The sequence below is a fragment of the Flavobacterium sp. KS-LB2 genome (assembly GCF_036895565.1).
Taxonomy (GTDB): Bacteria; Bacteroidota; Bacteroidia; order Flavobacteriales; family Flavobacteriaceae; genus Flavobacterium.
In genome coordinates, this window is record NZ_CP145904.1 from 3,377,927 (window position 1) to 3,391,526 (window position 13,600).

Genomic DNA, 13,600 nt, shown 5'->3' on the forward strand with positions numbered 1-13,600 from the left:
GAATTCTCGGTTTTTTTTTATTTGTGACGCAACCTTTTTTGAAAACTTCATCTATTAAGAAAACCGTTAAAAAACTATTAACATAACGGAATAGTATTAACTTTTAAATGATTAAAGATGAAAAAAATTGTTTTACTCACCCTGTTTTTATTGAGCTTGGCGGGTTGTAGTATTGACGACAATCAACCCAATTACAGCTATGAAGTACTTCCTATAGACAGTTACACATTACCTCAATCTTTCACTTTAGGACAAACCTATGAGATAAAATTGAAATACAAAAAACCTACGGATTGCCACTCTTTTCAAGGAATTTATTACGATAAAAATTTAAACGTGAGAACAATTGGTATACAAACTACAGTTTTTGAAAATGCAAATTGCAAGCCGTTAACTGCTGAACCAACTGAAGTTTCTTTTAATTTTTATGTAACCAATACCGGTTCCTACATCTTTAAATTCTATAAAGGGGAGGACGCTAATGGACAAAATATATTTGAAGAAGTTGAAATTCCAGTGATTAATTAATGACCGGAAAAACTGTGGTATTAGATCAAATAATTAATCAATGTAAAAAAAACTGCCCTAAGGCACAAGAGCAATTGTATCAATTGTTTTCTAAAAAATTCTTTGGGGTGTGTTTAAAATATTCAAGTGATTATGCAGATGCCGAAGACAATCTACAGGATGGGTTTTTAATCATTTTTGACAAAATTGAACAGTATAATTTCAAAGGCTCTTTTGAAGGGTGGGCAAAGAGAATAATTATTAACAATGCCCTTCAAAAATTTAGAGGTGTCAGATATATGGAGGTCATAAACGACAATATTCCTGAGGAAGAAGTCGAAATTGAAGACGAAAATATTTCAATCGAATACCTAATGCAAATCATTCAAGAACTTCCAGACCAGTACCGATTAGTTTTTAGCCTTTATGTACTTGATGGATATTCTCATAAAGAAGTTTCCGAAATGCTAAAAATTACTACTGGGACCACAAAGTCAAATCTTGCAAGAGCCAGAGCGATTTTAAAAGAAAAAATTGATCATCACACAAAAATTAAAATAAATTCATTGGCAAAATGAACGACAAAAAAAATATAGACCGATTGTTTCAAGAGCGATTCAAAGACTTTGAATCAGAGCCCAGTGAACAGGTTTGGATAAATATTCACGCCTCTTTAAAAGAGAAAGAGGAAGACCGAAAAGTAATTCCATTTTGGATAAAATCTTCAGGGATTGCTGCTGCTTTCCTTTTAGGTTTTTTTCTGTTGAATACCTTTATAAACAACGAAGTTGAATTAAAAAACGGCGTGGTTATAGACACGAAAAATTTAAAAAACTCGTTTGATGGAAAGGATTCTAGTCTTGATAAAACAAAAAAAGAGCAAAATCCTTTAGAATTGAAAACAATTCCTCAGGTTGTAGTTAACAAAATTAAAACAGGAAAAACAGATGAAAAAGAAATTATATCTTCTGATAGATTTAAAATCAATTCGAACAAAGAGAAGAATCAAAACGGTTCTGTTGTTTATTTCCAAAAAAATAATTCACCGCTAAAACAAACATCAGCAAATAATGGCAACCAAAACGCTACGGTTGTTACTGCTGAAAAAAACAACACAAAAAACTATAATCCGTTTGAGAACATTCGACAAAATCAATCACTGGAAAAAAGCAATTTAAAAGAGAATGAAAACGCTAAAATTGTAGCAATAGACACTAAAAAAGAGCCTTCAAGTCCTGCTGAAACTCCAAATGAATTAGAAGAAATTCTTAAAAAGAAAAAAGGAGAAGAAAAAGAGGCTGTAGTTCTCAATCAAAAAAACAAGTGGCAAATTACGCCAAATATCGCAGCTGTATATCTGAATTCGAATTCAGGCGGTTCTGCCATTGACCCTCAATTTTCAGAAAATCAAAAAACAGGCGATAACAGCTTAAGTTTTGGTGTTGGGGTAAATTATGCTGTTTCTAAAAAAGTAGCCTTACGAAGCGGAATAAACAAGCTCTCGTTAGGATACAACACAAATAACGTAGTCTACTCAACTGGTTTGGCAAATAATAATCTGGCAAATATTAATTATTCTTCAAATGCATTAATTGAGATTAAAAACCAAACCGCTCTGAACGGCTTAATCACTTTCGAAAAAGACCTACAAAAAACCAATACAGGCGCCATCAATCAAAAAATGGGCTATTATGAAGTTCCTTTGGAAGTTTCCTATGCTGTTTTGGATAAAAAATTCGGAATTAACGTTATTGGAGGTGTAAGTACTTTGTTTCTCAGCCAGAATAAAATATCGTTAGTTTCATCTGAAACCAATGTGAAATTAGGCGAAGCAAAAAACTTGAATCAAGTTCATTTCAGTACTAATGTGGGTTTAGGATTTAAGTACCAGATTATAAAATCATTCCAAATTAATGTGGAACCAATGGTAAAATATCAATTGAATACATTTTCAAACAACTCGGGCGACTTTAAACCGCTATTTATCGGATTGTATTCTGGTATTAGCTATAGCTTTTAATTGGATCTGAGTCGAAAGCTACTAGTTGATTGTATATTATCTCTCGTACTTCATCCCGAATTTCTTTTCGGTCAACGCCGGTTTTTCCTAAAGTTTCTATGTGTGAATGCATTTTTACACGCATAATTCCCGGGCTTCCGCTGAAAAAAGTATACGAAAATCTCTTCTTGTTATCAGCAAAAGTAATGGGAACAATAGGAATTTCGTGTTCTATCGCCAAGCGAAAAGCACCGTCTTTGAAAGTATCTAACAAAATAGATTCATCATCCGGAACACCGCCTTCTGGAAAAATACAGATACTAAGCCCTTGATTGATTCTTTTTTGAGCACGATTAAAGACTTCCATTCTGCTTTTTGAAGAACTTCTGTCTACCAAAATACAGGTTCTTTTGTAGAAAAATCCAAACAAAGGAATTTTTGAAAGCTCTTTTTTACCCACAAAAACAAACGGATTTCTAGTCAAGGCGAGCATCAGCATAATATCGGCCATGGAAGTGTGATTGGCAACAATCATATAACTTTTTTGGTATTCCATTTCTTGGCTTTTATCTATTTTATAATAAAATCCCATCCCGAAAAGAATGAATTTTGCCCAAATACGAGCCATCTTAAAAAAATAAGGATAACCGCTTTCCGTCAAAATAGACAATACCAGAAAAGGAAACATCACCAATATGGGAATGGCCATCAAAATATAAAACCAAATGCGCCACAATACCCAAAAAATAATTTTTAATCCTCTCATAAGTTCAAAAGTAAGAAATCGTAGGCGAATAATAATAAAAGAATTTGCTTTGGAAAGCTAAGTATTAGAAAAACTTTACAATCGTTGCAAACTTTGCGAAAATCTTTGCGAACTTTGCGGTTAAGAAAAAAGAAATAATGGCAAAAATACTTACAGGCGTTCAAAGTACAGGAACACCACATTTAGGAAACTTACTTGGCGCAATCATTCCCGCAATAGCTTTATCAAATAAACCTGAAAACGAATCCTTTCTTTTCATTGCCGATTTACATTCAATAACACAAATAAAAAACGGCGAAACCTTACGAACCAATACCTACAGTACCGCTGCAGCTTGGTTGGCGTGTGGTTTGAATGTAGACAAAGTAGTTTTCTACAGACAATCTGACGTGCCTCAAACAGCGGAATTATCCTGGTATTTAAGTTGTTTTTTTCCTTTTCAACGCTTGACATTAGCACACTCTTTCAAAGACAAAGCCGATAGACTCGAAGATGTAAACGCTGGTTTGTTTTCGTATCCAATGTTAATGGCTGCCGATATTTTATTATACGATGCAGAGTTTGTTCCAGTAGGAAAAGACCAATTGCAACACCTTGAAATCACACGTGATGTAGCATCCCGTTTCAACCACCAAATGGGAGAAACGTTCGTACTTCCCGAAGCCAAAATTCAGGAAGACAGCATGTTGATTCCGGGAACCAATGGCGGAAAAATGAGTAAATCAGCCAATAATATTATCAACATATTCCTGGATGATAAGTCCTTACGCAAACAAGTGATGAGCATTGAAACCGACAGCACGCCGCTGGAAGATCCTAAAAATCCAGATACGTGCAATGCTTTTGCTATTTATTCCTTATTGGCAAATGAAGAACAAATCGCAGCGATGAAAGCCAATTACCTTGGCGGAAATTACGGTTACGGTCACGCCAAACAAGCCTTGTTTGAATTGATTACAGAAACTTTCAAAACCGAAAGAGAGAAATACAATTACTACATCAATAATCTTACTGAAGTTGATGCACTTTTAAAGATTGGTGCTCAAAAAGCAGCTGCTGTTGCGAATGGAGTGCTGGCAAGAGTAAGAGAAAAATTAGGATTTGAAGTGTAACAATCCATTTTTAAAACTTTAAGTCATGTAAGATTTTTTACCTTTAAAACTTTTAGAAAACTTACATGACTTATCTGTTTAAATCAAATCACGTTTATAGCAATCCCTTTTTAGTTCAATGGTCTGGAAAGGGAATTTTTTTAAATATCACTAAAAGTGGGTATTTCCATTACAATAAACACTTCCTATGTTTGTAAACAGCTATTAGGATAAATAGTCTTAACTTTACGAATCAAACTATGAAACAAACCAAAAACCAAAAACCAAAAACCAAAAACCAAAAACCAAAAAGCAAAAAGCTACATTAGCAAATTTCTACTTCTTTTTGTTCTAACAATAACGTTGAGCAATTGCCAAGCAGAGGAAGATGTAGTTAGAGAAGAAGATCAAATAAATGCTATTTATAAAGATGAAACAGTTCGTTATTTGGAAGAACTCAAATTAAATGCTACTAAAAAACAGTTAAATAAAATTGAAGAATTGTCCGCTGCAATTGACATGAATACTCTAAAAATTTATGATTTAAAATCTACTCAAAAAGTACTAATTGTTGACGTAAAATCTTTAAATGGAGTAGAAACTTCAAACAAAATCAAGACCCTTTTCTTCCTGATTGAAAATAAAATTATTCGATCCAGAATTGTTACTTTTAGCGATAAAACCTCTTTTAATGATAAAGATTATAATAAAATGATTCTTTCCATTTTAGATCATAATAAAGATAAAAATCAGTATTCTGGCCTTATATCGTTTTACAGTCCATATCAAAACAAACTACTTACAGATCAATTTGAAAGTGGGATTCTTACAGAAAACGGGACTTTAAGCCTAAAAAGCACCAAAAATAAAATCGGAAAAACCAATGGTTGTACTGATTGGTATTGGGTAACATACTATTCTAATGGTACACAAACCAGTCAATACGTGTATACCACCTGCACTCCTTGTGAAGAAATGGCGTATAAAACAACAAATGATTGTGGTGGCGGAAGCGGTGGTGGTTCTAGCTCAGGCGGGACAGGAGGCGGGCCCAGTTTTCCGAATTCGCCCAATACGAACGACACATACGATTACTTCTCGCCAGAAGGCGAACACGTTAGGTTTCAGTTTATAGATAACATTTGGAAAATCATTCTAATCAGCCTACCTGAAGTTGTAGTGAAGTCAGTTCCTGAATCACGTCCTTACTTGATTTTTGATTGGCCTCAAGACCAACAAAAAGCTTATGGTGAAGGATTTATTTTTACTTATGAATCAGAAACGGGAAGTTGGGAAGGAGTGCCTGCAACCGATCAACTTTTGGCTGAAGTTATAGAAGATCAAATTGATGATAGTAAACTTGACCCTTGCCCAAAAGAGGTTATGCAACAACTCAAAAATACAACAAATTCCGATATAGTTAATGTGCTGAAGAAATTGGGAGCAAGCAGTATATATACCGTAAATATGGTCATGGAGCCAGCAGCTACTTATGCAGAGACTCAACGAATTTCCAAAAATAATTATGTAATTAGAGTTGATAGAACTAGCTCTACAGATGGCACAAAATTATTTAAAGCCACAGCATTGGTACACGAGGTGATACATGCGTACTTTTTGAGCATCGTAGACGATTATAATTACAACTACCCTACCAATGCTCCAATGGCCGATTTTCCTGAATTATTTGAGGCATATGTAAAAAAAACATATCCTAATCCGAGCGATGCACAACACAAAGAAATGGCTGATAAATATGTAGATGCTATGGCATCGGCATTGCAAGAATATGATGCAAATTATACTGTGCCATATCAAGTTTACAAAGATTTAGCTTGGGGTGGTTTAAGAGATGCTCCAGTATTTAATGCTACATTTCCTCCAGGAAGTGCCGAAAGAATTAGAATTACAAATAGATACAACGCAGAATCTACTGGTCATTCTGTTGGAGATGGAACTCCAAATGCACAAACACCAGTGGGAAAACCATGTAATTAAACTTTGAAACGATGAAAAACTACTTTATTTACACCGTCATTATTTTATTATCCATAACAAATTTTTCAAATATGTTGTTTGCACAATCAACAAATGAAAAATACAAAGCGCTTAACGACTATTTTGAAACAATTGTAAAAGATTCAACCCAAGATGTGTTTGTTGCTAAAGAAAAAATTAATTCCAATGAGACTTTAAATATATTTGGATTAAACGAAATATTGATTGTTGATCCAGCAGGAAATTGGAAAAGTGACACTACGTTATACAAAAAGAAAGACTTCGAAATGATGAAGAAAGAATACAAAAACAGATGTGTTCCAGGTAAGAGAATTTGGTGGTGTAATGACGATTACTGGACGAAAGATGATTTTAGGTATAAAAAAGTTGTTTTAGAAAGTATGAATAGAGATAAAGGGATAGAGCTTATTTTTGAGAAATATAATGGAATAGACATTGACGTGTATGGTTTTTCCGAACCTATTTATTACCAAAATAACAAATATGTTGTTTTTACGGTACATAAATCACATATGGCAGGGACAAATACAATTATTGTTATAATGAAAAAAATTAAATGCAAATGGATTGTGACACACCAAGGGTCGAACCATAATATTATAAACTAAAAAAAAAAATTGATATTTTCTCGTTAAATTTAAATGTTTGAACCTACGAAAAAGCAGTTTCCGTATTTAGGAACTGCTTTTTTTATATCGCCTCAAACAATTTCCCCGGCAGAGGTCGTATCACGCCTTTCAATTCCATATTCAATAGCATTCCAGAGATTTTATAAATAGGAAAATCACAGCGCAAAGCAATAATATCCATCAGTTCTTTTCCTGTTTTAAGGAGGTAATCGTATACTTTTTGCTCATCATCATCTAAGCTTACAAACAATTGTTTCTGTACGGGTTTGGATTCCTTCTGAATATCCCAATTCAAAATATAGATCAAATCCGCAGCACTCGTCAAGACATTTGCTTTTTGGGTTTTTATCAGGTTGTTGCAACCCTGGCTGTATTTATCCGTAACACGTCCCGGAACGGCAAAAACATCTCGATTGTAATCATTGGCCAAATTTGCCGTGATTAAAGATCCGCCTCTATCCGCTGATTCAATTACGATAGTCGCTTCAGACATTCCTGCAACGATTCTGTTTCTTCGTACGAAATTTTCTTTATCGGGATTCGAGGAACTCCAAAACTCGGTCATAAAACCACCGTTCTGCTCGACTTTCGATACATATTTTTTATGGGTTTTCGGGTAAATTTGGTTCAACCCATGCGCTACAACTCCTATCGTCTGTAAATTATGTTCCATTGCCAATTGGTGTGCGACAATATCAACGCCATAGGCAAAACCACTGACAATTATAGGATCCAGTGGAGCTAAATCTTCGATCAGTTTTCTACAAAATTCCGTTCCATACGAGGTAATTTGGCGCGTTCCTACAATACTGATTATTCTTCTGTTTTTTAAATTGATATTTCCAGATGTGAATAATAAAAGTGGTCCATCAATACAATGTTTCAACCGTTCCGGATAGTCTTCATCCTGAAAATAAACTGCATTTATTTCATTTGCTTTTATAAACTCCAGTTCTTGAGTTGCTTTTTCGAAAACCGATTTGTCCTTTAAATTTTTCATCAAAACAGATCCTACTCCATCAATAGCAGCGAGTTGCGAAGCCTTTGTATTAAAAACCGCTTCTGCAGTTCCAAAATGGGTAATCAGTTTTTTGGCCATGATGTCGCCTACGCCTTCTATTCTTTGCAATGCCAATAAATAAAATAAATCCTGCTCTTTCATGCTAATTGTTTGAGAGTGAAATGTATAAATTTTTATGCGGATTGTTAATAAAAATTGTGAATAAAATTTTGATAACTATTTTGGTTGTATAACTTTGTAAGTATGAAAATCGAACTATACATCGCGCAGCTTTTATACCGTTATCAATGTGTTACCGTTCCTGGTTTCGGAGCTTTTTTGACCGAAATTCAATCGGCTAAACTAAACGAAAGTACAAATTCATTTTCTCCTCCCAAAAAAATGATCGCTTTCAATGCTAATCTAAAAAACAATGATGGTTTATTAGCCAATCATATCGCTTTAGCGGAGAAAACTTCTTATGAATATGCCGTAAGTAAAATTCAATACGAGGTATTTAATTGGAAAAAAGCATTTGAAGAAAACGAACTTATTTCAATAAAAAATGTAGGTGATCTTCGCTTGAATGCAGATAAAAATATCGTTTTCACACCTTACGATCAAACGAATTATTTAACTAGTTCTTTTGGTTTGGCTCCATTTGTTTCGCCTCTTGTAAAAAGAGAAATCTTTGAAAAAGAAGTAGCAGCAATTGAAGAAAAAGCTACCATAACAATGGTTCCTGAAACAAGAACAGCAAATCCATATTTAAAATATGCCGCTATTTTTGTATTAGGATTGGGACTTGTAGGAAGTATTGGTTATCCAATGTATCAAAACCAAATTGCCTCAGAAACAATGCTTGTTGAAACTGCAGTTCAAAAACAAGTTCAAAATAAAATTCAGCAAGCTACTTTCTTCATCGAAAGTCCGGTTCCTGCTGTTACACTTTCGGTAAAATCCGATAAAGAGATAAAAATGCCGTATCACATTATGGCAGGCGTGTACCGAGAAGAAAAAAATGCCAACAAAACCTTGCGCATTTTAACGCGTTTAGGATATGATGCTAAACGAATCGCTCCTAACAAAAACGGTTATTTTCCAGTGTTATACGGAAGCTACGCTACTTTTGCCGAAGCTGAAAAAGCAAAAAAAGAAATCAATGAAAAGCACAATCCAGAAGCTTGGATATTAATTCAATCACTATAAAAACTAAAAAACCCTATTCTTACCGAATAGGGTTTTTTAGTTTTAACACATTCTGTTTTTAATTCAAACTCGCTTTGTACATCCTCGCCTCTTCCCAAGAAAATTTTTGTCCGTGTTGTTCCATCAAGGCATTGAGTGATTCTTCTCGGTATCCTGCAAAAGCGGTTGCTAAATCCTGTAGTTTATCCTCGGGCAAAACTTCTGAAATGGCTACTGCTTTGGTTTGTATCAACTTGACGAAATGCGAATAAATGGTTTGTTTGGTCAACACTCTAATGGTCGCAATGTCATCAATAGATTTCTTTTCGACCCACAATTCGTAGGTTTCCTGAACGGTAGATTTCTTTAGTACAGTTGTTTTTGCTTTTTTCGAAGTGTAGCGTTCCGCATCTTTTTCGTCATCAATTAAAGTAATGTTTAGTTCTTTAAACTGATTTTGTATGGCTTCCGTTTTACGGCTGATGTATTTTTTTATTTCTGAAGATGTCAATTTCTCTTTCGAAATGGTTTCGCCCGCCACAACGGTTTCTATCAATAATTTGGCCTTCATTAAGCGCAACACAGCTTTGGTTTGCAGTTCTTCCAGCACGATTAATTCATCATAAAACATTTTTGCTTTTTTGATGCGTTTTACTTCTTCGATTTTCCAAAGAATTTCAAAAACCAAGTCGTCCATTGGTTTTAAGAAATAACTAAAAGCCGCTTGAATGCGTTCCGAAACATGATTCAAATCAACTGTTTCAGGAGCAAAAAGCTTGTTCAATTGCGCAATGAATTTTTGGGATGGATCCAAAAGCTGATCTACTTGTTCCGCTTGCTTTTTTGCCCAAACCGCATGTTTGGATTTTCCTGAAACTTCCGAATTTTCGTTGTAACTGAATCGGTGATTGCGCCATTCTTGAGCCAAATCATTCCAATCGAACGTGTTTATCAAATAGTTATGAATGAAATTCTTGGTTTCAAAATGTAATGCATTGGCTAAAAATGAATCCGAAGCTTTGTTCAACGAATAATCCATCACATCCTGATCGTTTGAAATGCCATTCATACGCAGCGGAGAAAGCAAAATAAGCCCTTCTAACGAGCGCAAACGCGACAATGCGACATAAGCTTGTCCCGGCAGAAAAACTTGCGAAACATCAAGCGCGGCTCTGTCAAATGTCAAACCTTGGCTTTTATGCACTGTAATGGCCCATGCTAATTTGATGGGATAATGCACAAAAGTACCCAAAACTTCTTCTTCAATTTCCTTAGTAGTTTGATCTACTTTGTAGCGAATGTTTTGCCATTCGTATTTTTCAACTTCTATAGTTTTGTTTTCTTCTGGGAAATGAACTAGGATTTCTTGGCTTCCCAATGATTTTATAACTCCCATTTTTCCGTTGAAATAATGCTTGTCAAACGACAAATCGTTTTTTACAAACATGATTTGCGCGCCCACTTTTAACTTCAGCTCTTGTTCCACGGGGAATATTTTATCCGGAAAATCTCCAGTGATAACGGTTTTATAGGTCACTAATTTCCCTTCAAGATCTTCCAAAGCCTGAGCATTCATGGAATCGGCTTTGTTGTTGTGCGTAGTTAATGTGATGTATCCTTTGTTTGCTTTTAAATCAAAATCAGGTTTTACGTATTGGTTTAACGTTTGAATGTCTTGCTGGGAAATCTGGTTGTTGCGCAGATTATTCAAAACCGAAATAAAGGTATCATCGGTTTGACGAAAAATCTTAGACAATTCAATGTATAAAGGCGGATGTTGCTGCACGACATGCGAATGGAAAAAGAATTTTCCTTTGTAATAGGTTTTCAGCGTACGCCATTCTTCGTCCCTGATTACCGGTGGCAATTGCAATAAATCGCCAATATACAAGACCTGAACGCCACCAAAAGCAGTATTTTTCTTGCGTACCGTTTGCATCATATAATCCATAGCGTCCAATAAATCAGCTCGAAGCATACTGACTTCATCTATAATCAACAATTCCATATTTCGAATCACCGATTTCTTTAAACCACTCATTTTGAAATGCCTACGCAACGTAGCTTTGGTTTCAAACTTGGTGCTTTCAGAAAATTGAGGCGATGAATTATCCGGAATAAATCCTCCAAACGGCAACTGAAACATCGAGTGAATCGTAACACCGCCCGCATTTAAAGCGGCAATTCCCGTTGGCGCCACAACAACAGTATTCTTGTGCGTGGTTTGGATAATTTCCCGTAAAAGTGTGGTTTTTCCCGTCCCTGCTTTCCCTGTAAGGAAAACGGATCGATGCGTTTGATTGATGAATCGTAAAGTGTAAGCGGCGGCTTCTGAAATGGTTTGCATTAGGCGTGTATATATAAAGCTAAAGTATTGAAAATTAGGAATACTATTTTAATTTTCTGAAAACATTTTAGGATTAAAATTCAACTGTTTTTAGCCCCGATAGCAGCGAAAATCCTCGAAATTTAGTAAGTGACTATTTTCTAGCCGGAAAAGAGCGACCAACGGAAGCTCCTTTTATGGTTAGAAAAAACACTTCCTAAACGAGAGATTACAGCGTATAGCGGGAAATAGCTTCAAAAAAAATGCCTTCAATCTAAAGCTAGACGAAGGCAATTTTTTGAATTAATATAAAAAAATTATTTTTTAGCTTCTGCTTTTTCTTCTGTTTTTGCAGGTGCTTTGTATTTATCGTTCAGGCCTTTGATGATTTCTTTAGTGATATCAAATTTGTCTTCAGCGTATAAAATTGAAGCTGCATCACCAGTTCCGTAGATGTAAGCATATCCTTTTTCTTTTCCGTACGCTTTGATGAATTTTTTTACTCCGCTTACTAATGAATCCATTTCTTTTCCGCTTTCAACTTGCAATTCTTGAGACAATGCTTGTTGTGCGTAGCTTAATTGTTGTTCTTTCTTTTGCAATTCAGCTCCTTTTTGTTGTGCCCATGCTTGACCATTAGCTTGTGCCTGCGCTTGAAAACTTGCTGCTTCTTGCTTGAATCTTGCAATTTCAGCTTCTAGTTGTCTTCCTTTTTCTTCTGCTTTTGTTTTATATTTTGCTTCAAGGTCTTTTGCCTCTGTATATTCTTTCATTAATTCAGAAGTGTCTACGTAAGCTGTTTTTACTTCTTTAGCTGCTTCGGCTGGTTTGTTACAAGCAACAATTGAAATTGATAACGCGATAATTAATAATGCTTTTTTCATTTTGATAAATTTCTAGTTTTGAGTATTGGTGACAAAAATATAAAAAAATAGATAGCATTGACATAAAGTTTAAAAAATGCTACTTTTTTATGATATAGGATTTTATTATTATGATTAATGAATGTATAATTTATGACTATTAAAAACGGACTTCATATCTTTTAATTAAGAGAATTAGTTTTAAAATTCAACGATAACCCTCGATTTAGCCAAAAAATGCGCTTAAATACACTTAAAATGATTTTTAGTTGTTTTTTAGGATATAAATGTGTGAAGAATACTCGAAATTCTTCTTCGCTTTCCAATTCGACTGCAAACCGATGAAAAAGGCTTTTGCATAATTCATTTTACCGGTTTTGTATTTTTCAGAAAGTAAGCTCACGTAAAAAGAGTCGAATTTCATAGGAAGTACTTTTACCAATTTCATTTCTTCTTTTTCGAAAAGCATTTTTATTGTCGTTTTAGAAAAATGCCAAAAATGAATTGGCACATCATAAGCGGCCCAAAACTTTCCGTAATGTTTTGCATCGAAAGATTTGAAATTTGGAACAGCAATAATTAAAGTTCCGTTAGGTTTTAATAATCGTTTCAATTCTTTAATTTGGTTTTCCAAATTTGGAACGTGTTCCAAAACATGCCACATCGAAATCACATCAAAAGAATGATTGTCTAATTCGCTGGTTTCCCCAACAAATGAAACACCTTTCTTTTTTGCAATCGCTTTTGCTTTTTCGCTTGGCTCCACTCCTATCGTATGCCAACCGTTTTCTTTGGCCACAGATAAAAAATCTCCTGTTCCGGCACCAATGTCTAAAATGCTTCCTTTATTGGATTGCAATGAATTGATTAAATTCAATTTGTTTTTAAGCGCAATGGTTTTTACAAAATGATATGCTTTTTCAAACAAAGATCTTTTACTATCCGTGTGCGAAATATAATCCACGCTTTCGTAATACTTTCCTAAATTTTCTAAACTGGGTTGCGGAGTCGTAATCAGCATGTCCAATTTATCATCATGATACAAATCGAAAATTTCCTGAGAAACAGAATAATCTTTAACGGTTAAAAAAGGCTGTTGTTTTGAAATGTCCATTAATTAATAGTGCTTTTATATTTTAATTTTAAACTAAACCCTGAAAACACCAAAGGATACTTTCAGGGTTGAAATATTTATTTTTGCGATTCTTCAAT

12 protein-coding genes are annotated in these 13,600 nt (G+C 34.6%); 7 read left to right on the forward strand and 5 right to left on the reverse strand.

All coding sequences use genetic code 11. The features are described 5' to 3' along the window. Positions 1–117 precede the first annotated feature (117 nt). The 3 genes from V5J73_RS14515 to V5J73_RS14525 are packed head-to-tail and all read left to right on the forward strand — an operon-like array spanning position 118 to position 2,527. The gene (locus V5J73_RS14515; protein WP_338646701.1) at positions 118–528 is read left to right on the forward strand and encodes a hypothetical protein; all 411 of its coding nucleotides are present in this window, start codon (positions 118–120) and stop codon (positions 526–528) included. Positions 529–542: 14 nt separating this feature from the next. Beyond that, complete coding sequence (locus tag V5J73_RS14520) at positions 543–1,085, forward strand: RNA polymerase sigma factor (RefSeq protein ID WP_338648633.1); 543 nt, start codon at positions 543–545, stop codon at positions 1,083–1,085. After that, the gene (locus tag V5J73_RS14525; protein WP_338646702.1) at positions 1,082–2,527 is read left to right on the forward strand and encodes a hypothetical protein; all 1,446 of its coding nucleotides are present in this window, start codon (positions 1,082–1,084) and stop codon (positions 2,525–2,527) included. The genes V5J73_RS14520 and V5J73_RS14525 overlap by 4 nt, the downstream gene beginning before the upstream one ends. Here the strand turns inward: V5J73_RS14525 and V5J73_RS14530 are convergent. Next, entirely contained in the window at positions 2,511–3,272 is a 762-nt protein-coding gene (locus V5J73_RS14530; RefSeq protein ID WP_338646704.1) for a lysophospholipid acyltransferase family protein, read from the reverse strand. The genes V5J73_RS14525 and V5J73_RS14530 overlap by 17 nt on opposite strands. A gap of 137 nt (positions 3,273–3,409) precedes the next feature. On the opposite strand from V5J73_RS14530, the gene trpS reads away from it, so the two are divergent. The 3 genes from trpS to V5J73_RS14545 all read left to right on the forward strand — a co-directional run bounded on the left by trpS (position 3,410) and on the right by V5J73_RS14545 (position 6,990). Next, positions 3,410–4,384 (forward strand): tryptophan--tRNA ligase, encoded by a 975-nt coding sequence (gene trpS / locus V5J73_RS14535; RefSeq protein ID WP_338646705.1) that lies wholly within the window; start codon positions 3,410–3,412, stop codon positions 4,382–4,384. A gap of 342 nt (positions 4,385–4,726) precedes the next feature. Further along, positions 4,727–6,361: a hypothetical protein gene (locus V5J73_RS14540; RefSeq protein WP_338646707.1), complete on the forward strand. Its 1,635-nt coding sequence runs from the start codon at positions 4,727–4,729 to the stop codon at positions 6,359–6,361. Positions 6,362–6,372: 11 nt separating this feature from the next. Then, entirely contained in the window at positions 6,373–6,990 is a 618-nt protein-coding gene (locus tag V5J73_RS14545) for a hypothetical protein (protein WP_338646709.1), read from the forward strand. Positions 6,991–7,072: 82 nt separating this feature from the next. On the opposite strand, the gene dprA is transcribed toward V5J73_RS14545, so the two are convergent. After that, positions 7,073–8,173, reverse strand: coding sequence for a DNA-processing protein DprA (gene dprA / locus V5J73_RS14550; protein ID WP_338646710.1), 1,101 nt, complete (start codon positions 8,171–8,173; stop codon positions 7,073–7,075). A gap of 102 nt (positions 8,174–8,275) precedes the next feature. Between dprA and V5J73_RS14555 the strand changes: the two genes are divergently transcribed. Further along, a complete protein-coding gene (locus V5J73_RS14555) occupies positions 8,276–9,220 on the forward strand; it encodes an HU domain-containing protein (RefSeq protein ID WP_338646711.1) in 945 nt (314 codons plus the stop codon). Positions 9,221–9,278: 58 nt separating this feature from the next. Here V5J73_RS14555 and V5J73_RS14560 read toward each other — a convergent pair whose 3' ends face one another. The 3 genes from V5J73_RS14560 to V5J73_RS14570 all read right to left on the reverse strand — a co-directional run bounded on the left by V5J73_RS14560 (position 9,279) and on the right by V5J73_RS14570 (position 13,502). After that, on the reverse strand, positions 9,279–11,546 hold the full coding sequence (locus V5J73_RS14560) for a helix-turn-helix domain-containing protein (protein ID WP_338646712.1): 2,268 nt from the start codon (positions 11,544–11,546) through the stop codon (positions 9,279–9,281). A gap of 296 nt (positions 11,547–11,842) precedes the next feature. Next, positions 11,843–12,409, reverse strand: coding sequence for an OmpH family outer membrane protein (locus tag V5J73_RS14565; protein WP_091166481.1), 567 nt, complete (start codon positions 12,407–12,409; stop codon positions 11,843–11,845). 244 nt (positions 12,410–12,653) lie between these two features. Further along, positions 12,654–13,502, reverse strand: a complete 849-nt coding sequence (locus V5J73_RS14570; protein WP_338646713.1) for a class I SAM-dependent methyltransferase — start codon at positions 13,500–13,502, stop codon at positions 12,654–12,656. Between the last annotated feature and the right edge of the window lie 98 nt (positions 13,503–13,600).

What these genes read in the sequence shown, in the direction of transcription:
- V5J73_RS14515 (WP_338646701.1), top strand. Translation starts at nt 118, where the DNA reads ATGAAAAAAATTGTTTTACTCACCCTGTTTTTATTGAGCTTGGCGGGT.
- V5J73_RS14525 (WP_338646702.1), top strand. Translation starts at nt 1,082, where the DNA reads ATGAACGACAAAAAAAATATAGACCGATTGTTTCAAGAGCGATTCAAA.
- V5J73_RS14530 (WP_338646704.1), bottom strand. Translation starts at nt 3,272, where the DNA reads ATGAGAGGATTAAAAATTATTTTTTGGGTATTGTGGCGCATTTGGTTT.
- trpS (WP_338646705.1), top strand. Translation starts at nt 3,410, where the DNA reads ATGGCAAAAATACTTACAGGCGTTCAAAGTACAGGAACACCACATTTA.
- V5J73_RS14545 (WP_338646709.1), top strand. Translation starts at nt 6,373, where the DNA reads ATGAAAAACTACTTTATTTACACCGTCATTATTTTATTATCCATAACA.
- dprA (WP_338646710.1), bottom strand. Translation starts at nt 8,173, where the DNA reads ATGAAAGAGCAGGATTTATTTTATTTATTGGCATTGCAAAGAATAGAA.
- V5J73_RS14555 (WP_338646711.1), top strand. Translation starts at nt 8,276, where the DNA reads ATGAAAATCGAACTATACATCGCGCAGCTTTTATACCGTTATCAATGT.
- V5J73_RS14560 (WP_338646712.1), bottom strand. Translation starts at nt 11,546, where the DNA reads ATGCAAACCATTTCAGAAGCCGCCGCTTACACTTTACGATTCATCAAT.
- V5J73_RS14565 (WP_091166481.1), bottom strand. Translation starts at nt 12,409, where the DNA reads ATGAAAAAAGCATTATTAATTATCGCGTTATCAATTTCAATTGTTGCT.
- V5J73_RS14570 (WP_338646713.1), bottom strand. Translation starts at nt 13,502, where the DNA reads ATGGACATTTCAAAACAACAGCCTTTTTTAACCGTTAAAGATTATTCT.